This window comes from Streptosporangium sp. CA-115845, from assembly GCF_050943795.1.
Taxonomy (GTDB): domain Bacteria; phylum Actinomycetota; class Actinomycetes; order Streptosporangiales; family Streptosporangiaceae; genus Streptosporangium.
Genome location: NZ_CP191988.1, coordinates 5,711,998 through 5,734,743 on the forward strand (window position 1 = coordinate 5,711,998; position 22,746 = coordinate 5,734,743).

The 22,746-nt window shown below is 69.6% G+C and carries 18 protein-coding genes; 15 read left to right on the top strand and 3 right to left on the bottom strand.

Features of this window, described 5'->3' with window-relative positions; genetic code table 11:
• The first annotated feature begins 105 nt into the window (after positions 1–105).
• Genes ACQP0P_RS27995 through ACQP0P_RS28035 form a run of 9 tightly spaced genes read left to right on the top strand, consistent with a single transcriptional unit; the run spans position 106 to position 8,613 of the window.
• Positions 106–1,650 carry an ABC transporter substrate-binding protein gene (locus tag ACQP0P_RS27995; RefSeq protein ID WP_433359676.1) on the top strand — a complete coding sequence of 515 codons (1,545 nt, stop codon included), beginning with the start codon at positions 106–108 and terminating at the stop codon, positions 1,648–1,650.
• A 28-nt stretch (positions 1,651–1,678) separates the two neighbouring features.
• Positions 1,679–2,674, top strand: a complete 996-nt coding sequence (locus ACQP0P_RS28000) for an ABC transporter permease (protein ID WP_433359679.1) — start codon at positions 1,679–1,681, stop codon at positions 2,672–2,674.
• Positions 2,671–3,540 (top strand): ABC transporter permease, encoded by an 870-nt coding sequence (locus tag ACQP0P_RS28005; protein WP_433359682.1) that lies wholly within the window; start codon positions 2,671–2,673, stop codon positions 3,538–3,540. The genes ACQP0P_RS28000 and ACQP0P_RS28005 overlap by 4 nt, the downstream gene beginning before the upstream one ends.
• Positions 3,540–4,505 (top strand): ABC transporter ATP-binding protein, encoded by a 966-nt coding sequence (locus tag ACQP0P_RS28010; protein ID WP_433359685.1) that lies wholly within the window; start codon positions 3,540–3,542, stop codon positions 4,503–4,505. Before ACQP0P_RS28005 ends, ACQP0P_RS28010 begins: the two co-directional genes overlap by 1 nt.
• Positions 4,502–5,563, top strand: coding sequence for an ABC transporter ATP-binding protein (locus tag ACQP0P_RS28015; RefSeq protein ID WP_433359688.1), 1,062 nt, complete (start codon positions 4,502–4,504; stop codon positions 5,561–5,563). The genes ACQP0P_RS28010 and ACQP0P_RS28015 overlap by 4 nt, the downstream gene beginning before the upstream one ends.
• Positions 5,560–6,411, top strand: coding sequence for a cupin domain-containing protein (locus ACQP0P_RS28020; RefSeq protein ID WP_433359691.1), 852 nt, complete (start codon positions 5,560–5,562; stop codon positions 6,409–6,411). Before ACQP0P_RS28015 ends, ACQP0P_RS28020 begins: the two co-directional genes overlap by 4 nt.
• A complete protein-coding gene (locus ACQP0P_RS28025; RefSeq protein WP_433359693.1) occupies positions 6,408–7,478 on the top strand; it encodes a class I SAM-dependent methyltransferase in 1,071 nt (356 codons plus the stop codon). Before ACQP0P_RS28020 ends, ACQP0P_RS28025 begins: the two co-directional genes overlap by 4 nt.
• A complete protein-coding gene (locus tag ACQP0P_RS28030; protein WP_433359696.1) occupies positions 7,475–7,780 on the top strand; it encodes a hypothetical protein in 306 nt (101 codons plus the stop codon). Before ACQP0P_RS28025 ends, ACQP0P_RS28030 begins: the two co-directional genes overlap by 4 nt.
• A 44-nt stretch (positions 7,781–7,824) precedes the next feature.
• Complete coding sequence (locus ACQP0P_RS28035; protein ID WP_433359699.1) at positions 7,825–8,613, top strand: IclR family transcriptional regulator; 789 nt, start codon at positions 7,825–7,827, stop codon at positions 8,611–8,613.
• A gap of 344 nt (positions 8,614–8,957) precedes the next feature.
• On the opposite strand, the gene ACQP0P_RS28040 is transcribed toward ACQP0P_RS28035, so the two are convergent.
• Positions 8,958–9,149, bottom strand: coding sequence for a hypothetical protein (locus ACQP0P_RS28040; protein ID WP_433359702.1), 192 nt, complete (start codon positions 9,147–9,149; stop codon positions 8,958–8,960).
• A gap of 92 nt (positions 9,150–9,241) precedes the next feature.
• On the opposite strand from ACQP0P_RS28040, the gene ACQP0P_RS28045 reads away from it, so the two are divergent.
• Positions 9,242–10,318, top strand: a complete 1,077-nt coding sequence (locus ACQP0P_RS28045) for an RNA-guided endonuclease InsQ/TnpB family protein (protein ID WP_433359705.1) — start codon at positions 9,242–9,244, stop codon at positions 10,316–10,318.
• Here the strand turns inward: ACQP0P_RS28045 and ACQP0P_RS28050 are convergent.
• Complete coding sequence (locus ACQP0P_RS28050) at positions 10,269–10,607, bottom strand: MarR family transcriptional regulator (protein WP_433359708.1); 339 nt, start codon at positions 10,605–10,607, stop codon at positions 10,269–10,271. The genes ACQP0P_RS28045 and ACQP0P_RS28050 overlap by 50 nt on opposite strands.
• 113 nt (positions 10,608–10,720) lie before the next feature.
• Here ACQP0P_RS28050 and ACQP0P_RS28055 point away from each other — a divergent pair, with 113 nt between their 5' ends.
• The 5 genes from ACQP0P_RS28055 (at position 10,721) to ACQP0P_RS28075 (ending at position 18,636) form a co-directional block, all read left to right on the top strand.
• Entirely contained in the window at positions 10,721–10,873 is a 153-nt protein-coding gene (locus ACQP0P_RS28055; protein WP_433359711.1) for a hypothetical protein, read from the top strand.
• 58 nt (positions 10,874–10,931) lie between these two features.
• Positions 10,932–12,590 carry a cytochrome P450 gene (locus ACQP0P_RS28060; protein ID WP_433359713.1) on the top strand — a complete coding sequence of 553 codons (1,659 nt, stop codon included), beginning with the start codon at positions 10,932–10,934 and terminating at the stop codon, positions 12,588–12,590.
• A 66-nt stretch (positions 12,591–12,656) separates the two neighbouring features.
• Positions 12,657–15,233, top strand: a complete 2,577-nt coding sequence (lanKC, locus tag ACQP0P_RS28065) for a class III lanthionine synthetase LanKC (RefSeq protein WP_433359716.1) — start codon at positions 12,657–12,659, stop codon at positions 15,231–15,233.
• A gap of 366 nt (positions 15,234–15,599) precedes the next feature.
• Complete coding sequence (locus tag ACQP0P_RS28070; RefSeq protein ID WP_433359719.1) at positions 15,600–17,444, top strand: ABC transporter ATP-binding protein; 1,845 nt, start codon at positions 15,600–15,602, stop codon at positions 17,442–17,444.
• A 127-nt stretch (positions 17,445–17,571) separates the two neighbouring features.
• On the top strand, positions 17,572–18,636 hold the full coding sequence (locus ACQP0P_RS28075; RefSeq protein WP_433359722.1) for a radical SAM protein: 1,065 nt from the start codon (positions 17,572–17,574) through the stop codon (positions 18,634–18,636).
• 14 nt (positions 18,637–18,650) lie between these two features.
• Here the strand turns inward: ACQP0P_RS28075 and ACQP0P_RS28080 are convergent, their stop codons facing one another.
• The gene (locus ACQP0P_RS28080) at positions 18,651–22,574 is read right to left on the bottom strand and encodes an NB-ARC domain-containing protein (protein ID WP_433359725.1); all 3,924 of its coding nucleotides are present in this window, start codon (positions 22,572–22,574) and stop codon (positions 18,651–18,653) included.
• Positions 22,575–22,746: the final 172 nt, after the last annotated feature.

Below are 22,746 nucleotides of genomic sequence, written 5' to 3' on the forward strand. Positions count from 1 at the left end.
TCCTTTTCGCTAATCGGGACGATGTTCCTGCTATAGGAACAGCTTCTGTTATGGAACACGGGGCCGCCTTCTCAGGCGGCGCCCATGAAAACGTAGGGACACGGTGTGAACAACCACCGACTCGGCATCGCAATCGCCGCAGGCGCGGCACTGCTCCTGTCCAGCGCCTGCTCGTCCGGTTCGACCGACGGCGGAACCCCGGCCTCGGGTGGCGGGAAGACACAGACGCTGCGGGTCGGCGTGGCGTCGCTGGCTCCAGGGCAGGGCAACCCCTTCACCGCAACCGGCAGCCCGAGCATTTACGCATGGTCCGCGATCTTCGACGCGCTCACCCTCGTGGACGCCAAGGGCGCAGTACAGTCCGCGCTGGCAACGTCCTGGGAACAGGTCGAGCCGACCCGCTGGCGGTTCACGTTGCGCGAGGGCGTGAAGTTCTCCAACGGCGAGGTGTTCGACGCCTCAGCCGTCATCGCGACGATCGACCACGTGAACAGCGAAGCCGCCCGATCCACCCCGGTGGGCGTCGACCTGATGAACGTCTCCGGAGCCAAGGCCGTGGACCCCCGCACCGTGGAGGTGACGACGGCCAAGCCGGACCCGATCCTGCCCAAGGTCCTGTCCGAGCTCTACATCGTCGCGCCCAAGGCGTGGCAGCAGGACCCCAAGGCGTTCGCGAACGCGCCGGTCGGCACCGGGTCGTTCAAGGTGGACTCGATCACCCAGAACCGCTGGGAGCTGTCGGCCAACCCCGACTCCTGGCGCAAGCCCAAGGTGGACAAGCTCCAGGTCATCAAGCTGCCCGACGCCGCCGCCAGGCTCCAGGCACTGCAGTCGGGGCAGATCGAGGTGGCGATCCAGCTCAACCCCGACCAGATCGAGCAGGTGCGCGCCGCGGGCGGCACCCCGCAGACCGACCCCGCGCCGCAGGTCATGTCCCTGGCGTTCTACCAGACGAAGTCCGGTTCCAAGGTGGCCGACCAGAAGCTGCGCCAGGCGCTGAACTACGCGGTCGACAAGCAGGCCATCGTCACCAACCTGACCGGCGACCTGGCCAAGGTGACCGGGCAGGGCGCGTCGGAGTCGACCTTCGGCTACGACCCGCAGACCCAGCCCTATCCGTACGACCCGGAGAAGGCCAAGGAACTGCTCAAGGAGGCCGGGCACGACAAGGGACTGAGCCTCACCGCCGACGTGGTCGTGGGCTCCTATCCGGCAGACGACCAGCTCTACCAGGCGGTCGCCGCCGACCTCGCCAAGGTCGGTGTCACGCTCACCCTGCGGCAGATGACCTTCGCCGAGTGGCTGGAGAAATACCAGACCAACGGCTGGAGCGGCGACATGTTCGGCCTGTCGTGGAACTCGGCCCCCTGGATGGACGCCATCCGCGCCTACCGCATCTTCTCCTGCGCCAAGGCCACCGCCTTCTTCTGCGACAAAAGCGTCATGCCGCTGATCGAGCAGGCGAACAACGAGTTCGACGAGGCCAAGCGGCTGTCCACGCTCCAGGAGCTGGCACGGAAGGTGCACGACAACCCGCCGTCCATCTATCTGGTGCAGCAGACCGACGTCAACGCCACCGCCAAGGGCGTGCAGGGCTATCTCAACGACAGCCGGTTCATCCACTACGAGCAGATGACCGTCGGCGGCTGAGCCCCGACGCCGAAAGGAGGTGCCGCCGATGGCCGAGCAGGCACTCACCACCCCACCCGCCGCGACGGCGGCCTCGACCGGGCTCACCGTGGCCCGCCGGATCCTCCGTACCGTCGGACCTCGTCTCATCCAGGTCGTGGTCCTGATCATGGTCGTTTCGACCGCGCTGTTCTTCCTGCTGCGGCTCACCGGAGATCCGGCCCGCATCCTGGCCGGCGAGGACAGCTCGCCGGAGACACTGGAGCAGGTGCGCGCGCAATACGGCCTCGATCGCCCGCTGGTCGTGCAATATGCCGCGTTCATCGGCAACATGCTGCTGCTGGACTTCGGCAGCTCGCTGTCCACCGGCGAACCCGCCCTCGACCTGGTGCTGCGCCAGCTCCCGCCCACGCTGGAGCTGGCCGCCCTGGCCACCATCGTCAACATGCTCATCGCCATCCCGATCGGGAGCTGGCTCGGGGCCCGGCCGCAGACCGGGCCCCGGCGGCTGATGAACGGCCTCACCAGCGTCGCCCAGGGCATCCCGGCCTACATCGTCGGGCTGCTGCTCATCCAGATCTTCGCCGTCTGGCTTGGCGTGCTCCCCTCGGTGTCGGGCGGGGGCGGCCTGGAGTGGATACTGCCCTCCCTGACCCTCGCCGCGTTCCTGTCGCCCCAGCTCATCCGGGTCTCGGCGGCGAACGTGTCGGAGTCGATGAATCAGGACTACGTCCGTACCGCCCGCGCCACCGGCGCCGGCCCGGCCACCCTGCTGGTACGGCATGTGCTCCCCAACGCCCTGCTGGCCACCACAGCCCTGCTCGGCGCCCAGTTCGCCTACATGATGTCCGGTTCGATGATCACAGAATTCCTCTTCTCCTGGCCGGGTCTCGGCCTGCTGCTCGTCAACTCCGTGACGCACCTGGACTTCCCCGTCGTCCAGGCGTCGGTCTGCGTCGTGGCGCTGCTCGTCTTCGCCGTCAACGTCGTCATGGACTCGATCTTCCAGATCGCCGATCCCCGACTGCGCCGGGGCCGGGCATGAGCGCCCCCTCCGCCGCGGCACCGCGCGGCCTGCTGCGCCGCCGCCCCGGCCGGGGCTCGCCACTCTCCCTGGCCGTGGGGGTCGGGATGTGCGCCGTCCTCGTCCTGCTGGCCCTCACCCATCGAATGCTGGAGCCGTACGACCCGGGCGCCTCCGAACTGGCCCGCCGGCTGCTCGCTCCCGGCGGCGACCACCTGCTCGGTACCGACCAGCTCGGCCGCGACGTGCTGTCCCGGGTGCTCGCCGGCACCTCCTGGTCCCTCGGCATAGGCACGGTCGCCACCGCGCTCGGGGCCGTCACCGGCACGCTGATCGGCGTCGGGGCGGGCTGGTCGCAGGGCTGGGTCCGGGTCGTGCTGACCCGCGCCGTCGACATCGGCATCTCCTTTCCCTATCTGGTCACCGCGATCACCGTCATCGCCGTGATCGGGCACGGCTTCTGGCCACTGGCGCTGACGCTCGGCCTGGTGAGCTGGCCGACCTTCGCCCGCGTGGTCTACGCCGAGACCCTGGGCCTCGCCAAGCGCGAATATGTCACCGCCGCCCGGCTCATCGGGGTCGGACGCCTGGCCTCGGTCTTCTCCCATGTGCTCCCGGCGCTGCGGCCCACGCTTCAGGTGATGGCCGCCTTCATGTTCGCCGACATGCTCATCGCGGAGAGCAGTCTGTCCTTCCTCGGCCTCGGCGCCCCGCTCGGAGTGCCCACCTGGGGGAACATGCTGGCCGAGAGCAAGTCCTATCTGGCGACCTCCCCCTGGCTGATGCTCGCGCCCGCCGCGGCCACCGTGGCCTCGGTGCTGGCGGCCAACATGCTCGGTGACGGGCTGACCGCTCGCGACCGGCTCAAGAACACGCGGGCGGGATAATGAACGAGACCACACAAGCGGTCGCGAGCGTCAGAGACCTGCGGGTCGCCTTCGCCACGGCCACCGGCTGGCGCGAGGTGGTGCGGGGCGTGTCCCTGCGCATCGAGCCCGGTGAGCGCGTGGCCCTGGTCGGCGAGTCGGGCTCGGGCAAGACGATGCTGGGGCTGAGCCTGCTCGGCCTGCTCCCCGAACACGCCCGGGTCACCGGTTCGGTGCAGATCTCTGGCACCGAGCTGGTCGGGACGGCCGAACCCGCCCTCCAGCGCATGCGCGGCAAGGACACCGCCATGGTGTTCCAGGACCCGCTGACCTCGCTCAACCCGGTACGCACCATCGGATCCCAACTCATCGAGGCGGTCCGCCGCCACCAGCGGATCGGCAAACGCGCCGCCGCCGACGCGGTCGTGGCCACCCTGTCCGCGGTCGGCGTGCCCGCCCCCGCCGACCGGATGAGCGCCTATCCACACCAGCTGTCCGGCGGGCTTCGCCAACGCGTCGTCATCGCACTGGCCCTGGTGAACAGGCCCAGTCTGATCATCGCCGACGAGCCCACCACCGCCTTGGACGCCACCATCCAGGCCCAGATCCTCGACGTGCTGCGAACCACCCTCGGGGACACCTCGCTGCTGCTGATCACCCACGACCTGGCCGTCGCCGCAGAGGTGTGCGACCGGGTACTGGTGGCCTATGCCGGCAAGCTCGTCGAACAGGGCCCCACCCGGGAGATCCTGCGCCGGGCCCGCCACCCCTACGCCCGGGGGCTGATCGCCGCCGTGCCGCGGTTCGACCCCTCGCGGGCCGAACTGCGGCCGATCCCCGGCAGCCCGCCGACCTCGGCGGAACGGCCCGAGGGCTGCTGGTTCGCCCCGAGGTGCCCCCATGCCGACGAGACCTGCCTCGGCCAGGAACCTCCCGAGATTGACGGCGTGATGTGCTGGCGACCGCTTGAGGAGGACGCCCGATGACCCCAGAACCCGCTTCCGGCACGACCTCTGACCTGGACCGGGCTCCCGGCCCCGGCCGTGCTCCCGCTTCGGATGTGCTGCTGTCCGCGCGGAATGTGAGCGTCACCTTCCTCAGCGGCGGACGGCCGCTGCGCGCCGTGGACGGGGCGAGCCTCGACCTGCGCCGCGGCGAGACGGTCGCGCTCGTCGGGGAGTCCGGTTCCGGCAAGACAACTCTCGCACTGACCATGATGGGCGGTCATCGGCCCGAACACGGCCAGATCATGTTCGACGGGCAGGATGTCACCGGCCTGTCCGAACGCCGGATGCGCCCCTTCCGGCGCAGGGTCCAGATGGTGTTCCAGGACCCCTACGCGAGCCTCGATCCGAGGATGAACGTGGAACGCATCGTGGGCGAGCCGCTGCGCGCCCACGGCCTGGCCTCCCGGGCGCACCGCCGCGAGCGGGTACTCGCCCTCCTGGAACAGGTCGGCCTACCGCCCGACGCCCTCGACCGGCGGCCGGCGCAGTTCTCCGGCGGACAGCGGCAACGCATCGCCATCGCCCGCGCCCTGGCCTTGGAACCGGACGTGCTGGTGGCCGACGAACCGGTGTCGGCTCTGGACGTGTCGATCCAGGCACAGATCATCAACCTGCTGCGCGCCCTCCAGCGCGAGAGAACGATGTCGTATCTCATCGTCTCGCACGACCTGGCGCTGGTGCACCATCTGGCCGACCGCGTGGCCGTGATGTACCTCGGCCGGATCGTCGAACAGGCATCCTGCGACGAACTGGTGAGCGCCCCCCTGCACCCTTACACCGCCGCGCTGCTGTCGGCCGCTCCCTCGCTGGGCCGCACCGGCGCGCGGGAGCGGATCGTGCTACCGGGCAGCCCGCCGTCGCAGTTCGACCTGCCCTCCGGCTGCGCTTTCCACCCGCGCTGCCCGATCGCCCGGCCGCGCTGCCGCGTTGAGTCGCCCGAGCCGGTCACCGACGCCACGGGGCGCGAGGTCGCCTGCTTCCATCCCGGTGAGCTACCAGGCCCCCGGCTGTTCGACTCTTCGGAGGTCACGACGTGAACCGTCCTTTCATCGAGTTCCTGCAGACCCAGCGCCTCGCGTGGAGCGGCGCGGGGGGAATCAGGGAAGGCGCGGAGGTGCGCGAACTGAGCCGCGACGCCGCCACCGGGGCTTGCAGCACGCTGGTGCGCTATCCGGCCGGGTGGCGCAGGGAACGGGATGAGGCGCTGGACACCGATGAGGAGTTCTTCGTCCTCTCCGGGTCGCTGCGGATCGGCGAGGTGGACTACGGGCGTTACTCCTACGGCCACCTGCCCTCCGGCTACCACCGGGCGGGCATGTCCTCACCGGCGGGCGCGGTGGTGCTGACCTTCTTCGCCGCCGAGGCGCACGCCGTACCCGCCTCAAGCCACCTGCCCACGCTCGTGAGCGAGCGGGTCGTCGAGCGTATCGACGCGCTCGACGGAGCGTGGGGCGGCGGCTTCCACCCAGAGTTCCCGCCGGGGGCCGGCCGCAAATGGCTGCGCCGTGACCCGGTGACCGGGGACGAGACCTGGATTCTCGGCACAATGCCGCTGCGCCATGGGCAGAAGGCGGAGCGGCATCCAGTCGTGGAGGAGATGTTCCTGCTCTCCGGCGAACTGGTCGGGCACCTGGGGATCATGCGTCCGGGCGCCTACTTCTGGCGTCCTCCCGAGGAGTGGCACGGGCCGTTCGGCTCGCTCACCGGCAACCTCATGCTGTTCCGCACGGTCGGCGGACCGCTGAGCACCGAATATCACACCGAGCACGGTGACTTCTGCTGGGAGCCCGAGCACCGCCCGATCCTGCCGCCTCACCTGCGCGACCTGCCTTCGCCCGGGAAACCCTCGAAGACAGACGACCTTCCCCTGACCGGAGGTGAATGATGCTCGACGTCGAGGAGCATCTCAGCCTGGACGAACGTTCGGCTGTCGACTTCGTCGGCGGGCTGCGCGCCCGCTGGGCCCACGAGTTCTATCCACGCCTCGCCGCCGACGCCCGCGGCGGTGGCGACGACGTCACCACTCTCGCCGGCGCGACCTCGGCGTTGCGCCGGTCCCCGCTCTATTCGTGGTTCGCCCACCTGGAACGCCAGCAGCAGAAGATGTTGTGGCGCGCCGCGGGCGACGCGGTACTGCGACTGAGGAAGGAACTGTCCAGCGGTCTCGACGTGCCCGGATCGCCGGAACTCGACCCGAGGCTTAGCCTGCCCGACTGGTATACCGACGTCGACATCCATCTGCAGCCCGGCTCGTTCTTCGCCGCCGACGCCTCGGCGTTCATCTATGAACTGGGCGCCCGCGTGGTGATGCTGCGGGACAACGACGGCTACAAGTTCCACCGCCTGTTCGCCGAGACCGCGCTGCCCGACCTGCCGGGGGCAGCCCGGGTCGTCGACATCGGCTGCGGATTCGGCAAGAGCACCCGCCCGCTGGCGGCGAAGTATCCTGACGCGGAGATCGTCGGCATCGACCTGTCTGCCCCCAACCTGCGCCTCGCGCACGCCCAAGCGGTCTCGGCGGGCCTTTCCCTTCGCTACCGGCAGGCCTTCGGGAGCGCCACCGGTCTGGAGTACGGCTCCGCCGACCTGGTCACGGGGACGATGGTGCTGCACGAGATGCCCGACGCGGAGATCGCGGCGACGCTGGCCGAGGCCGCCAGGCTGCTCCGCCCCGGCGGATCGGTGCGGTTCCTGGAGTTCTGGCCCACCGGCGACCCGGTGCGCGACGCCACCGTCTATGAGCACGCCGAACGCAACAACGAGCCGTACTTCCGCGACTTGTTCGGGATCGACACGGCACGCGTCTGCGCCGAGGCGGGGCTGACCGGCGCCCGCTGGACGCCCTTCGACGAGCGGGAACACGGTCTGCTGTCCGGTGACAGGCCGGAACGCCGGGAATGGTTCTTCCCCTGGGCCGTGCTGTGCGCGGAGAAGCCGGAGACGACGGTATGACGGAGATCCACTACTTCGACGATCCCCACACCGACCGGCTGGTATCGCTGGTCTGGCAACTCGCCCAGGAACTGCACGTCACGCGGCAGCGGGTGCTCGCTCTGGAGGAGCTCCTGACGGAGAACGGAGCCATCCGGGCGGGGGCCGTCGACGGCTATCGCCCGGCGGGAGAGGCCAGGGAGCGCTTGGCGTCGGACGGGAACGCCCTTCTCGACCGCCTGACACGCGTCATCACCGAGGCGGATGATCACCGGATGCCCCTCCGGGACCAGTATATTGATCGACTCTTGGCCAACGGGTGACGGTGAGGGCACCGATGACTTCCAGCGCGGAAAACAGTATGGCCGTGGAGACCTCCGATCCGGCATCAGCGTCGGGCCTCACTCGGGCCCTGCAGGTGATCTACACGGTCGCCGAGGAGACCTCCACAGGCATCGGCGTCTCGGCGATCTCCCGCCGCCTCGGCCTGCCCAAGGCAGTGGCGCACCGCATCCTCAAGACGCTGAGCAACGACGGCTTCCTCCGGTTCGATGAGGAGACCAAGCGCTACACGCTGGGCGTCGGCGCGCTCAGCGTGGGCCTCAGCGCCATCTCCAGCCTCGGCCTCCAGGCCGCCGTCCATCCCTTCCTGCGCAACCTCGTCCAGGCCACGGGAGAGACCGCCACACTGTCGATCAGGCAGGGGTGGACCCGTATCTACCTGGACCAGGTGGAAAGCCCTCGCGAAGTGCGGATGACCGTCGCCGTCGGCCGACCGTACTCCCTGCACGCCGGCTCGTCGTCCAAGGCCATCCTGGCCGCCATGTCCGACCGCGACATCAGCGAGTTCCTGCGGCTCCAGCCCTTCGAGGCACTGACCCCGCACACCCTGGTCACCCCGGACGCCCTGCTGGCGGAGGTCGGGCGGATTCGCCGCCTGGGCTACGCCGAGAGCGCCGGCGAACGCCAGTCGGCCGCCGGCAGTGTGGCGGCGGCCGTACTCCGCCCGGACGGCACGGTGTTCGGCTCGGTCTCCATCTGCGGCCCGATCACCCGCTTCGACGAGACCACCCGCGCCTCCTACGGGCCGCTGGTCGCCAAGGTGGCCGGGCACATCTCCACCGTCGTGCTCCACCGGACCTCTACCTTCCGTTGATCCGGCCTGCGCTGCGATCCCCTCCTGCCATGGCCGCCTTGCCGCCCGCACGCCGCGCTTCCGGCTGTCCGGCGCGGGCCACAGGCAGGTCCGCGACAGTCTCGAAGAGGGCCGGTCGGCGACACCAAAAGCCGTTCGCCCTTGGTACAGACGGGTAGAGGCCGAAGCCGTACAGGCCCTGGTCGCCCCCGGCGGCCGGCCAGGTGCCGTCGGGGGCGATCGCCACCTGCCGGGCCGCTCCCCGGCATCCCTTGAACGAGGCCCGCGCCTTTCCGTCGGCTCCCCACAGGCCCGCCGTCCCGTTGACCGAAGAGAGCGGGTTCTCGCTAAGCCGCTTACGGTGGTCACGCCTGGGCTCCCGGGCGGACGATCATGAGGACCACGACGATCGCCCACAGCAGGTTGTAGATTCCGGCCACGGCCTTCATCGCCTCCCGCATGAGACGCGCACCCTCGGGCGTGATCTCGATGGCCGAAGCGGACCCGGCGCGAGCGGTGTTGTCACGAACGAGCCCGGCCCCGGACAGCGCCTTCACCGGAATTGCAGCGTGGAGGCCCCGTCGTTCACGGCGGGGAGGAAACGCGGAAAACGGTGCTGTCCGGTAGCGGTGAGTGACAGGATCGGTGCGTGCTGGTGACGGAGATGCTGAAACTCGCGCCCTCGCCCGAGGAGGGGCAGGCTCTGCTGGCGACGATGCGCGCCTGCAACGCCGCCGCGACCAGGGCCGCCGAGGTCGCGTTCGCCCACCGCACCGCGAACAAGATCGCCTTGCAGAAGCTCGTCTACACCGAGCTGCGCCAGGAGTTCGGGCTGTCGGCGCAGATGGCTGTTCGTTCCATCGCCAAGGCCTGCGAGGCCTACAAACGCGACAAGACCGTCAAACCGGTCTTCCGCCCGTTGGGGGCGGTCGCCTATGACCAGCGCATCCTCACCTGGAAAGGCTCTGAGGCGGTCAGCCTCCTCACCCTGAGTGGCCGGGTCATCGTGCCCGTTCTCTACCGGGGCCGGTGGCTCCAGAGTGAGGGGGCGACGTTGCGGGGGCAGGTGGATCTCGTCTACCGCGACGGGGTGTTCTTCCTGGCCGTGGTCGTCGAGGTCCCCGAACCGTCAGCCGGTGGCGAGCCGGTGAGGTGGCTGGGGGTGGATCTGGGCATCGTCAACCTCGCCACCGACTCCACCGGTGAGCCCTACAGCGGCAAAGGGGTGCGGGCCGTGCGGCGGCGTAACGCCCGGCTGCGGGCCCGCCTCCAGGCCAAGGGCACCAAGTCCGCCAAGCGGTTGTTAAAGAGGCGCCGCCGTAAGGAGTCGCGGTTCGCCCGTGACGTCAACCATGTCATCGCCAAGAAGCTGGTCGGCAAGGCCAAGGACACCCGCTCCGGGATCGCCCTGGAAGATCTTCAGGGCATTCGGGAGCGGGTCACGGTTCGTAAGGCTCAGCGTGCCGACCTGCACTCGTGGGGTTTCCATCAGTTGCGGACGTTCGTGACGTACAAGGCCGCCCTGGCCGGGGTACCGGTGCGGTTGGTGGATCCGCGCAACACCTCCCGCACCTGCCCCGGGTGCGGTCACCTCGACAAACGGAACCGTCCCACCAGGGATGAGTTCTGTTGTGTTTTGTGCGGGCTCGCTGGCCCGGCGGATTACTTCGCGGCGATCAATATCGGTCGCCGGGCAGTGTGTCACGCTGCCGACGACGCGGCCTGAACCGTATCTGCCAGGTATGGCGAGGAGCTGCAAGCTCGGTCCCTTTCAGGGCCGAGAAGCTGACCGCCGTATGAACGCTCTGGACGGTGATTCCGGACATTCGCGCCAAGTCGCTGAACGATGCGCCGGGCACGCCGGTGATGTGCCCGAGCAGGCCGAACCTGCTCACCGTCAGTCCGAGCGGCGCGAGGGCGGCGCCGAGCTCGGACTCGATCCGGTGCGCCAGCGTGAGCAGCACGATGAAGGGGCTGGTCTCCGGCGGACCTGAACGGGCGTTCTCGATTGTCACCCGCCAAGTCTCCCGCACCGCCCCTCGGCTGCGGCAACGCCGGGACGCCCCGGATCGGGTCCGAACCCGGCGCCGCCTCCCAGAGGTCCAGGCCGCGGAAAGAGCCACCGGCCGTGCTCGCCCTGGTCTTCCCGTCCGTCACCCGCACCCAGCTCATGACAGGTGACGCTCCACAACAAGAGACTTACAAGTCAAATACAAACGTCCGCAAGAGCATCACAAGTGCCCTCGACAACATTGATCACAAGCCAATCGAGGCGTTCTGAATCACCGCAGTACCGGGGAGACAAGGTGGCGACAGTCGCCAGTAGCGCAGTTGGGGCAATGCCCGTTACGACCTCGAAGGATGACGAGTCGGCCCAGGAGGCCGGGGGTCGTGTCCTGATGATCCTCAACCGGGGGGCCGGGAGCGAGCGCCTGGAGGACGAGCTCACCGGCCGGGGCTGGCAGGTGCGGATGGCCGGCGTACCGGCTGGTGACCTTGACGCGTGCATCGGGGGGATCACGGATTTCCTGGCGGCGCCGGACAGCCCGGATCGCGCTGTGCTACTCGGCTACGGTGCGGCCGGATCGGCGGCGATGGAGGTCGCGGATCGTCATCCGGAGCGTGTGGCCGCGGTGGTGGTCGTGGACTCACCGAGTGATGGGAGTCCGGCCCCCGGAGACTCCGCCCCGGATCTGCTCTGCCCGGTCCTGATGCTCTCCACCGCCGACCCGGAGACGGTGGTCCCGGCGCTCGTTCCCTTCCTTACCGATCTGGACCGGCAGGCGGGCGCTCACCTGAAGGCCCCGGCAAGGCTCCCGGTGCTCACCCCGGCGATCTTCAACGATCTCGACGCGCTCCGGCAGTGGCGGGAACTGGGGCCGGTCCACCGGGTCAACGCGTCCGGCGTGGCGACGTCCTGGCTTCTGACCGGGCATGAGGCGACCACCACGACCCTCGCCGGCCCTGGACTGACCGGGGACGCGGAGATCACGGCGGGGTTCCGGCTCCAGTCGGCCGATCCGGCTCTCGCGCACCGGGGCGAACTGGATCTGATCACGATCGACGGGCAGGAGCACGCCCGGCTGCGCCGGCTGATCGAGCGGCACCTCACACCGCGACGGGTGGAGGCGCTGCGTCCGCGCATACAACGTGAGACCGACGCGCTGCTGGACGCGATCCCCGCCCACGAGGTGATCGACCTCCTCCCGACGTTCGCCTACCCCCTGCCGGTCGTCGTCCTGTGCGAGCTGTTCGGCGTGCCGGAGCAGGATCGGGGCTACATACGCGAGTGGATCCTGGAAAGGCTTGTCTCCCCGCCTCCCAAGGCGCACAGCGACATCGACGACTACCTGCGCGCCCTGATCGCGGCCAGGAAGGACCGCCCCTCGGATGACCTGCTCGGCTGGGTCGTCGAAGCCGAGGGAGACGGACTGTCCGAAGAGGACCTCGTCTCGGCGGCCAGGTTTCTGATGGTGAACGGGCATCGGGCGCCGACGACCGTGCTGGCGAGCGGTGTCGCCGCCCTGCTGCGGCGCAAGCAGTGGAAGCGGCTCGTGGACGACCCCACGCTGATCGTCACCGCGGTCGAGGAACTGCTGCGGCTCATCACACCGTTCCCTGTGGGCATCGCCCGTCACGTGGCGGCCCCGATCGATGTGGAGGGCACGCCGATCCCAAAGGGCGACCTCCTCACCGCGTCACTGGTGGCGGCCAACCGGGACCCGTCGTTCTTCACCGATCCGGATCTGCTGGACATCGAGCGGGCGAGCAACCCCCATCTCTCCTTCGGGCACGGCCACCATCACTGCCTGGGGGCGGAACTGGCCAGGGCCCAGACGCAGATCGCCATCGGCACGCTCGCACGGCGCTTCCCGGACATGGAGCTCGCCCGTGACTCCCAGAGCCTGCACTACCGGCAGAGCAGCGTGCGCTACCTCCTCGGACTGCCGGTCGTTCTCGAACCGGACCGTCCCCGGCGGCCGGCAACCGGCGCGTGACGTCAGAAAACACGATCTCGTGCGAATAGTTCCCCTCGCGCCTTCAGCATCCTGGAGTTCGACCAGATGAAAGAGACACTTCCTCAGCTTGTGGCCTACTGCCAGGCCGATCCGGTGTTCTTCGAGCCGGTCTGGCGCATACCGGACGACGACAACCGGTTCCCCACGGCGCGCCGGCCCCTCCCGAGCGGGTGGCGCGTCGGCGAGAGCGACCTGTGGGTCGTGCTGCTCCCGCCCGAGGTCGCGCTTCCGGAGCAGGGATGGAAGATCCACGTCTCGGGAACCGACTCCGACGCCGGCACAGTCTGCGATCTCGTGGTGGACTTCTGCGTCACCCGGAACATCGCCGTCAAGTTCCTCAGAAGCAAGATGGCGATGCGGCTGCTCAACAACAAGTACGCCGAGCGAGGCGGCAGCGGCAAGCTCATCACGCTGTACCCGGTCAACGAGGACCAGTTGAGCGAGGTGCTGCCGGCACTGGCCGAGCTCCTGCGGGACTTCACCGGCCCGTACATCCTCAGCGACCTCCGGTACGAGGACTCACCGGTCTACGTGCGGTACGGCGCGTTCCAGCCGATGACCTACACGAAGTCGGACGGCAGTCTGGGGCACGCGATCCGCACACCCGACGGGCGGCTGGTCCCGGACAGGCGGGATCCGGCGTTCACCGTACCGGAGTGGGTCTCCATCCCCGAGGTGCTGCGCGAGTCGGTCGCGAAGCACGGTTCGGGAACCGAGGAGGAGTTCCCCTGGCAGATCGAAAAGGCACTGCACTTCTCCAACGGCGGCGGGGTGTATCTCGCCCGTGACGGGGCGTCCGGAGGGTACGTGGTGCTGCTGGAGGCCCGCCCACACGCCGGCCTGGACACCGGCGGCGTCGACGCGGTCACCAGGCTGGCACACGAGCGCGACATCCTGGAGCGGCTGAGCGGCCTCGACTGCGTACCCCGGCTGCTCGGTTACCGCACGATCTGGGAACACCACTTTCTGGTCGAGGAGTACATCGAGGGCAAGACCCTGCTGGACGAGGTGTTCGAGCGCTACCCGCTGACCAGCCCCGACCCGAGCGCCGAGACGCTGGCCGCGTACACCCGGTGGGCGACCGACATCCTGGCCAAGGTCGACCACGCGCTCATGTCCGTCCACGCGAGGGGGGTGCGCTTCGCCGACCTGCACCCGGAGAACATCATCGTCCGCCAGGACGGGCGCGTCGCGCTGATCGACTTCGAGATCGCGTCCGACCTGACCGACCCGCGGCCCCCAGGCCTCGCCGCGGCGGGATTCGCCGCGCCGAAGGACCTCTCCGGCCGCGCCGCCGATGACTACGTCATGAACTGTCTGCGGCAGTGGATGTTCCTCCCCATCAGTCCCCTGCAGGACCGGGACCCGGTCAAGCTCGTCAGCCTCACCGACGTCATCACCGAGCACTTCCCGGTGCCGCCGGCGTTCGGGACACGTCTGGTCCGGCAGTTCAGCAAGGTCAAGGGACCTCTCGGCGAGGACAGACCGGCCCAGATGTTCAGTGTCGAGAGCCCCGACTGGCCGGCCATCCGCGACTCGCTCGTGGCGGGAATCACCGCGAGCGCGACGCCCGACCGTAGGGACCGGCTTTTCCCTGGAGATCCGCAGCAGTTCGCGACCGGCGGGTTCACCGTGGCCAACGGCGCCGCCGGCGTGCTCTGGGCGCTGCGGCAGGCCGGCGTCGCGGTGCCGCCTGAGTACGTGGACTGGCTCGTCAAGGCCACCCGCCGGGCCGCCGACCCGCTCCCCGGCCTCCTGAACGGGCTGCACGGCGTGGCTGCGACGCTGGAGTCGTTCGGACGCCGTGACGACGCCCTCGACGTCCTCGGCCGGGCCCGGAAACTGCACGACGGCCTCGTGGTACCCGGTGTGCACGGCGGACTTGCCGGAGCGGGCCTCAGCCTCCTGCACTTCTCGAAGATCACCGGAGACGAGGACCTGCGCACCGAGGCCCTGGACATCGGGGAGAGACTGGCCGCGGGACTCGGCGACGGCGACTCCTCGATGTTCCCCTCGGAGGGCAGGGTCGGCCTTCAGCACGGGCTGACCGGGGTCGCCTCCTACTTCCTCACGCTGCACGCCGCCACCGGGGAGACCCGTCACCTCGACCTGGCCGAGCTGGCACTGCGGCGCGAGATCGCCCGGGGCCAGGTGCTGCCGGACGGCGGTTTCTGCCTGCTGGAGAGCAACCGCTACCTCGCCTACCTCGGCGGCGGGAGCGGCGGCCTGGCGCTGGTTCTGTCCCAGTACCTGGCCCGGCGCTCCGATCCGGACTTCACGAGCGTCATCGAGGGCGTCCGCCGCGCCTTGCGGGCGCCGTTCAGCCGCCACCCGGCCCTGTTCATGGGACGGGCCGGCACCATCGCGACCTTCCGCCTGCTGGGCCTGCCGGAAGACCGGCCGCTCATCCGTGAGCACATGCGCCGCCTCTCCTGGCACGCCCTCTCCTACCAAGGCCATCTGGCCTTCCCCGGCAACCAACTCATGCGGCTGTCCATGGACCTGGAAACGGGTTCGGCCGGAGTTCTCGTTGCCCTCAGCGTCGCGTTCGACCAGAGCGCGTCGGTCATCCCCGTCCTCGATCTGCGGTCTCCCGCTTTCGAGGCGACAGAAAGGAAATAAGAAATGGCTCAGATCCTCCAGCTCCAGACGCTCAACGCGACCGAGAGCAAGGCGCACCCGTGCTCCAGCCTGGTCACGTCGTACAACGGCACGGCCTGCTACGTCTGCGTCTGATCGATCCGCTGCCGGGGCCGGTAACGGCCCCGGCACCGATCAACCCGGCCGCTTCACCCGCGCTTCTCGTCCGAGCCGGCGCCGGCCGCCTCCTGGAAGGTGATCGAGGCCGGACCGTGCCATCGCGCCGGTGAAGACCGGTGAACGGCCGGCCCTGGTCGAGCGTGCTCCGGCGCGCTCGACCAGGGCCGGATGGCGGGAAGGCCGGTGCCCCCGCAGTTCTCCCACTCAAACATCCTTGCGAGGAACCCCGTGGACACGCAGCGCGATCAGCCCGACGCTCCAGCGGCCGTGGCGGCCGAGCATCGCGTCCCCGGCCCCGGACAGTCGGCTCCCCGCGCGGACGGGGCCGGCGGGCCGCCCGGCCCGTCACCCGCCTGGCGTGTGCTGCTGCGCTACATGCGCCCGTCCTGGCGCTGGCTCGCCCTCGGCGGGCTGCTGAATCTGATGACCGGGGCGGTCGGGCTGACGCTTCCGCTCGCGGCCAAGCAGCTGATCGACGACCTCGGCGCGGACCGGCCGCTGACCGGCGTGCTGCTGCTGATGGGCGTCCTCGTCGTCGTGGCCGCGGGGATCGGGCCGCTGGGTGAGTACGTGCTGCGCCGTACCGGTGAGTCGATCGTGCTCGCCGCCCGTCGCCGCCTGGTCTCCCATCTGCTGCGGCTGCGGATTTCGGCCCTCGACCACGCCGAACCCGGAGATCTGATGTCCCGGGTCACCTCCGACACCACCCTGCTGCGCCAGGTCACCACCGACTCGCTCGTCGGCGCGGTCACCGGAGGCCTGACGCTCCTGGCGACCGTGGCGTTGATGGGCGTGCTCGACCCGGCGCTGCTGGCGGTCACGGTCGGCGTGCTGATCTTCGCCGGGACGGTCATCCGGGTGGTGATGCCGCGCGTCAGGCGGGCGAGCAAGGACGCCCAGAAGTCGGTGGGGGCGATGGGCTCGGCCCTGGAGCGGATGCTCGGGGCACTGCGCACCGTGAAGGCGTCCGGTGCCGAGCACCGCGAGGAGGCGGTCATCCATCGGGCCGCCGAGCAGGCGTGGCGGGCCAACGTGCGCGCCGGCAAATGGCTGGCGATCGCCGGGCACACCAGCGAATTCGCCCTCCAGGTGGCCTTCTTCACGGTCCTCGCCGCAGGCGGGGCCCGGGTGGCCGCCGGGGCGACCGACGTGGGGACGCTGATCGCGTTCCTGATGTACGTGTTCAACCTGGTGGCACCCGTCCAAGGGCTCGTCACCGCGGTCAGCCAGTACCAGGTCGGGGCCGCGGCCATCGCACGTATCCAGGAGGCCGAGCGGCTGCCGGCCGAGCCACAGAGGCCGGTCGCCGTGCTCCCCGCGCCCGGCACGGCACCCGCCGAACTGGAGTTCCACGATGTGCACTTCCACTACGCGCCCGGCCTGCCGCCCGTGCATCGCGGGGTGACCTTCACCGTCCCGCCACAGGGCATGACCGCTTTCGTCGGCCCCTCCGGCGCGGGCAAGACCACCCTCTTCTCCCTCATCGAACGGTTCTACGAGCCGACCTCGGGAAGCATCCTCCTTGACGGCCGTGATCTCAGCGCCTGGGACATCCCGGAGCTGCGGTCCGCGATCGGATACGTCGAGCAGGACGCTCCCGTCCTGTCGGGCTCCCTCCGTGACAACCTCCTGCTCGGCGCCCCCGACACCACCGACCACGAGATACAGCGAGTCCTGCGCACCGCCCGCCTCGACGACCTGGTGGCACAGCTGCCCAAGGGCCTGGACACCCTGGTCGGCCACCGCGGCACCAAGCTCTCCGGCGGCGAGCGCCAGCGCGTGGCCATCGCCCGCGCGCTCCTGCGCCGCCCCCGCCTCCTCCTGCTGGACGAGGCCACCTCGCAGCTCGACGCCGTCAACGAGGCGGCGCTGCGGGACACGGTCGCCGAGGCTGCCCGGACGACGACGGTGCTGGTCGTGGCGCACCGGCTGTCCACGGTCACCCTGGCCGACCGGATCGTCGTCATCGACGCGGGCAGGGTCCAGGCGGTCGGCACCCACGGCGAGCTGGTCACCACGGACCCGCTCTACGCCGAACTCGCCGCCACCCAGTTCCTCATCGCCACCGGCTGATGCGCCAGGCGGGCACCGCCGACCTGGCCGGTGACGGCCTCACCCATCCGTTCGCCGCAAGGACTCACCCGGAGTTCTGCACATCCACAAAGCCGGCCCCGGCCTGCCATGCGTCAGGAGCGCCACCATGAAAATACCCGATCGCCCGCTTGAGATCGTCTGGGACATCACCTACGCGTGCCCGCTGCGGTGTTCCCACTGTTACTCGGAATCCGGGCGTCGGCCGGCACGCCAGCTGGATCACCGTGAGATGCTTCGCGCCGCCGACGCCATCATCGCGATGAACCCGTACGGCGTTTGCCTAGCCGGTGGCGAACCTCTCCTGGTGAAGGGCGTTTTCGAGGTCACCGACCGGATGTCCGCCGCGGGGATAAAGGTCTCGCTCTTCACCGGAGGCTGGTCACTGCGTCCCGAGATGATCGACGACATCGTGCGAGGCTCCTTCAAGGTGAGCGTGAGCGTCGACGGGGCCACCGCGGAGGTGCACGACCGGATCCGCGGCCGGCGCGGATCGTTCGACCGGGCGATGAACGCGCTGGCGCTCCTGGACAAGGCCGCCGAGAGACGGCGCCTGAGCGGGGGGAGTCGCCTCGGCCTGGGGATCGACTGTGTCGTGGTCAGCAGCAACTTCCACCAGCTCGAAGACTTCTGCACCGTCATCGCGCCCAGGTTCCCCCAGTTGGAGTCCATCGCGTTCGGGGCGGTGATACCGGAAGGGCTCGCCAGCCGTGAGGGGTTCGCACGGCACGAACTGCTCTCCGACTCCCAGGTCGAGCTGCTGGGAAGTCACGAGTACGGAGAACATCTGCGGTCCTTGGCGCCGTCGTCCGTGCACGTGGCCACGACCGACAACCTGGCCTTGCAGATGCACCCCGAGCGCATCCGCGGCGGGACGTTCTTCCCCGTCCTGCAGATTGAGCCGGACGGAGCCGCGCGGGCGATGGCCGCCTACGAGGGAACGATCGGCAACGTGCTTACGGACTCCCCGGAGGAGTTGTGGCGACGAGCCGTCGAACGCTGGCACGATCCGTTCGTGGTCGAGACGCTCACGCCCGTGCGCACGATGAGGCAGTGGGCGGAGGCGACCCGGAGAATCGACTATCACTTCGGGTCCGAGGCCGACCGCGCGCGTATCGACCGCCGGCCGGAATTCGCACCCACCGACTCCGGAACACGCCCTGCCCGGCGGTGAGACGCGCCCTTGGTTCAGGTGGGGGGCGGGTAGAGGTCGAAGCCGTACAGGCCCTGGTCTCCCCCGGCGGCCAGACCGAGGCCGTTGGGGAACCAGGCCAGACAGTTGAGACCCGCCTCGACCCTGGCTCCGGCGCCCGCCGACTCGCCGTACCTGTCCCACAGCCGGATGGTTCCGTCGTCCGAGCAGGTGGCGAGCAGGTTGCTGTCCGGGGAGACGGCCACGCCGCGAATCTTTCCCGAGTTCGCGGGCAGCGTCGCCCGGTCCCTGCCGCCGGCCGACCAGACACGCGCGGTGCCGTCCTCGAAGCAGGCGGCCAGCCAGGTGCCGTCGGGGGCGATCGCCACCTGCCGGGCCGCTCCCGGGCATCCCTTGAGCGAGGCCCGCGCCTTTCCGTCGGCTCCCCACAGGCCCGCCGTCCCGTTGACCGAGACGATGGCGAACCACCTGCCGTTGGGGGCGACGGTGATCTCGCCTATGGCCTCCACCCTGCTTTTCAGGGTGGCGTACCTGCTGCCATCCGGTTTCCAGAGTTGGATTTTTCCGTAGATGGATAAGGTGGCGAGCCAGGCGCCGTCCGGTGAGATGAGAATGTGAGCGGTCGCCCGGATGTTCGCGACCAGTACTGCCCGCTCGGTGCCGTCGGCCCACCAGATACGCGCGGTGCCGTCTTCCGAGCAGGTGGCCAGCCAGCTGCTGTCGGGGGCGATCACCACCTCGCGCACCGGCCCGGTGTGACCGGCCAGCACCGCCCTCCTGCTGCCACCCGCGCCCCAGAGCCGTACGGTCCGGTCGGCCGACCAGGTCGCCAGCCAGGTGCTGTCGGGGGCGATCGCCACTCCCCGCACGCGTCCGGTGTGCCCCGTCGGAATGGCCCTCCTGCGGCCACCGGCTCCGCGTATCCGGATCACGTGATCACCGGACCAGACGGCCAGCCACGTCTTGTCCGGCGAGATCGCGCCGTAGTGACCGGTCTCGATGGGAACGGTGAGGGTCGCTCCTTCTATCCTGTCCTCGTTCCAGAGCTTCACCGAGCCGTCGCCGGAATGGGTGGCGATCCAGTTCCCCTCGGGGGAGATGGTCACCTTGCGCACCATCCCGGTCCGGCCCCTGCGGCTCTGCCGCCCGGAGCGCTCCGACTGCCAGATCCGGATCTCCCCGTCCTGTGAGCAGGCGGCCAGCCAGCTGCTGTCAGGAGCGATCACCACCTGACGCACCACCCCGGCATGCCCGGACAGAGCCGCCCGTTCGCTGCCGTCGGACTCCCACAGCCGCACGCTCTGCTCCCCGGAGAGGGTCGCCAGCCAGCTGCCATCCGGGGCGATCACCACCTGACGCACCACCCCGGCATGCCCGGACAGAACGGCCCGCTGCCTGCCGTCGGACTCCCACAGCCGCACGCTCCGATCCTCGGAAAGGGTCGCCAGCCAGCTGCCATCCGGGGCGATCACCACCTGACGCACCACCCCGGCATGCCCGGACAGAACGGCCCGCTGCCTGCCGTCGGACTCCCACAGCCGGACCGACCCGGTGGACGTCCAGGTGGCCAGCCAGCTGCTGTCAGGGGCGATACGGATCCCGGGTGCCGCTCCGGTGTGTCCCGTCAGGACGGCTCGCTCGTCGCCGTCGACTCCCCACAGGCGCACGCTCCCGTCTCCGGAGAGGGTCGCCAGCCAGCCGCCGTCCGGCGAGACGGCCATCTTGGAGACCTCGCGTATCGGCCTGTTCCGGCCGGAGACCTTCTCGTTCTCCTGGTTCCAGCCGCGCATCAGCAGGGCGTCCCTCAGGGTTCGCGGCTTGGTCCTCACCCTGACCGGGCTCCTGAGGGTCAGGCGCTTCCTCCCCTCGGGGGTCCACAGGACGACCCTTCCCCGCGTGGAGAAGGTGGCCAGCCACGAGGCGTCCGGCGCGGCCACCATCCCGGCGAGCCTGCCGATCCCGCTCCTCAGTACGGCGCGCCTGCTTCCTTCGGGGTTCCACAGAACGCCCCTTCCCCGCGCGGAGAGAGTCGCCAGCCACGAGGCGTCCGGCGCGGCCACCATCCCGGCGAGCCTGCCGACGCCGTTCTCCAGGATCGCTCTCTGGGTGCCGTCGATCCCCCAGACCTGCACTCTCCGGCGTCCGGAACGGGTCGCCAGCCACGAACCGTCCGGTGCGGCGGCGACCTCGTGAACCGGCTTCCGGTGAGTGGCCAGCGTTGTCCGGGTAGTGCCGTCGGTCTTCCATATCTGCACACCGTCGCGGCCGTGCACGACGAATCTCGATCCGTCCGGTGTGATCGAGACGTCCCTCAGCCGTTTCGTCGTCGAGGTCAGCGTTCCCAGCAGGCAGGTGGCGCCGATGTCGGGCAGCGGCCAGCGGGCTCTCAGGAAGGGGGTCTCGGTCTCCTGGCTGTAGCGCTCGATCGACGCCCGCATCGGCGGGAACGCGTACAGGCGGGCCAGCAGGTTCGCGGTGGAGACGGCATCCGATTCGAAGGGGGTGAGCAGGTGCGCGCTCCGGGCGATCAGCTGCCGGACCCCGGCGACGGAGCGGGAGGTCGACAGCATCAGATCCGACTCCGCCGCGGCCACCCCGAAGGCTCGTATCCGGGTGACGAACCATCGCACGTCATGCAGGAGCGACTCCAGCTCCCGATGCCTTCTCCCCTCGGCGAGGTGGAACAGCAGATGCTCCCAGAGGTAGGGCACCTCCCTGGGGAGTCTCCACCATTCGGCGTCCGCCGCGAGGTCGTCGTCGGGGATCAGGCTGCGGGCCTCGTCGAGGAAGTCGCGGTTGGCCGCCTCGACGCGCTCTCTCTCCAGCCCGTACTCCGAGCGGAGGTGTGCACGGACGACGTCGTGGATCGTGATCGACGGCACCGTTCCCTCCGTCTCGTGCCTGCCGATCAGCGACAGGTCGTGCAGCCTCGCGCAGAGGCGCTCGGTCTGCTCGGAGGTGAGTCCGGCGGTGGCGCGCCAGAGAAGCCCGACGGTGCCGACCGGTATGTCGGCGTCCTGCGGGAAGACGCCCAGCTCAAGGAAGCGGGCACGGTCGAACACGCCAAGGGCTTCGAGGCTGTGCTCGACCGTCACGCGCACCGCGGTCTCCCGCTGGCGGGGAATGGTGACGTCCAGGATGGCGGGTCCGGCCCGGCCGAGCCGCTCGACCGCCCGGCGGGCGGCGACGTCGGCGTTCACCCCGCCACCGTGCTCGTCACGCAGGCGCGCGTTGACGAGGTCCAGGAGCAGCGGCCATCTCCCCGTCAGGCCCATCAGGCTGTTGACGACGCCGGGGTTCATCGGCGGTAGCCCACGGCTCAGCAACTGGACGGCCACCCGCGGCGCCACCTCGTCGACGATCATCGCGATCGCGTTCGGGGGGAGGGCTCTGGGCAGGCGGGTCGTCACCAGCACCCGGGACCGCACCGCCGCGGCCAGAAAGGGTCTCAGCTGTGACAGACTCCACACGTCGTCGACCACCAGCAGCATCCGGCCCCGCTCCGCCAGGATCTCGGCCATCCGGTGGCCGGCCTGCTCCGGGCTGGAGAACTCCGGCCGGGTGCCCGTCACGGCCTCCGTGACGTCGTTGGCCAGCGCCGCGATGTCGACACCGGTGCGGTCGCGGCCCACCGTGACCCAGATGACGCCGCCTTTGAACCGCTTCCTCACCTCAGCGCTGTGGCACGCCTCCACGGCCAGGGACGTCTTACCGAAACCACCTGCCCCGGCGATGCCTGTGGTCAGGCCGATCGTTCCCGAGCCTCTCATCGTCAGGGTGGAGACCACGTCGTCCAGCTCGGTTCTGCGGACCCATCCCGCTTTCCTCTCGGGCACCTGGAAGAGCCCATCGCGAGCGCGCGACTTCATCAGCTCCGGCGTCAGCCGGGTCAGCAGGACGGTGAGGAAGGCGGTCAACCCAAAAATCGCGACCCATGCGATCTGGTTCTCCGCCACCATTTCCGGGAAATATTCTCCGACTATTCCAAACGGCAGCCCGACCAGGATTCCAACAATTACCAGAAGCACCGTGGCCATATCGGCGAATTTTTTTGTGCGACGAGCCAACGATCACCTCGACAATGTCAACCCTTGCCCAGACGGGCGCCGGGAACCCTGAACGCACGATATC

Coding starts and splice junctions, on each gene's coding strand:
- ACQP0P_RS28060 (WP_433359713.1), top strand. CDS start 10,932: ATGCCCGTTACGACCTCGAAGGATGACGAGTCGGCCCAGGAGGCCGGG.
- ACQP0P_RS28010 (WP_433359685.1), top strand. CDS start 3,540: ATGAACGAGACCACACAAGCGGTCGCGAGCGTCAGAGACCTGCGGGTC.
- ACQP0P_RS28030 (WP_433359696.1), top strand. CDS start 7,475: ATGACGGAGATCCACTACTTCGACGATCCCCACACCGACCGGCTGGTA.
- ACQP0P_RS28075 (WP_433359722.1), top strand. CDS start 17,572: ATGAAAATACCCGATCGCCCGCTTGAGATCGTCTGGGACATCACCTAC.
- ACQP0P_RS28025 (WP_433359693.1), top strand. CDS start 6,408: ATGATGCTCGACGTCGAGGAGCATCTCAGCCTGGACGAACGTTCGGCT.
- ACQP0P_RS28015 (WP_433359688.1), top strand. CDS start 4,502: ATGACCCCAGAACCCGCTTCCGGCACGACCTCTGACCTGGACCGGGCT.
- lanKC (WP_433359716.1), top strand. CDS start 12,657: ATGAAAGAGACACTTCCTCAGCTTGTGGCCTACTGCCAGGCCGATCCG.
- ACQP0P_RS28080 (WP_433359725.1), bottom strand. CDS start 22,574: ATGGTGGCGGAGAACCAGATCGCATGGGTCGCGATTTTTGGGTTGACC.
- ACQP0P_RS28000 (WP_433359679.1), top strand. CDS start 1,679: ATGGCCGAGCAGGCACTCACCACCCCACCCGCCGCGACGGCGGCCTCG.
- ACQP0P_RS28005 (WP_433359682.1), top strand. CDS start 2,671: ATGAGCGCCCCCTCCGCCGCGGCACCGCGCGGCCTGCTGCGCCGCCGC.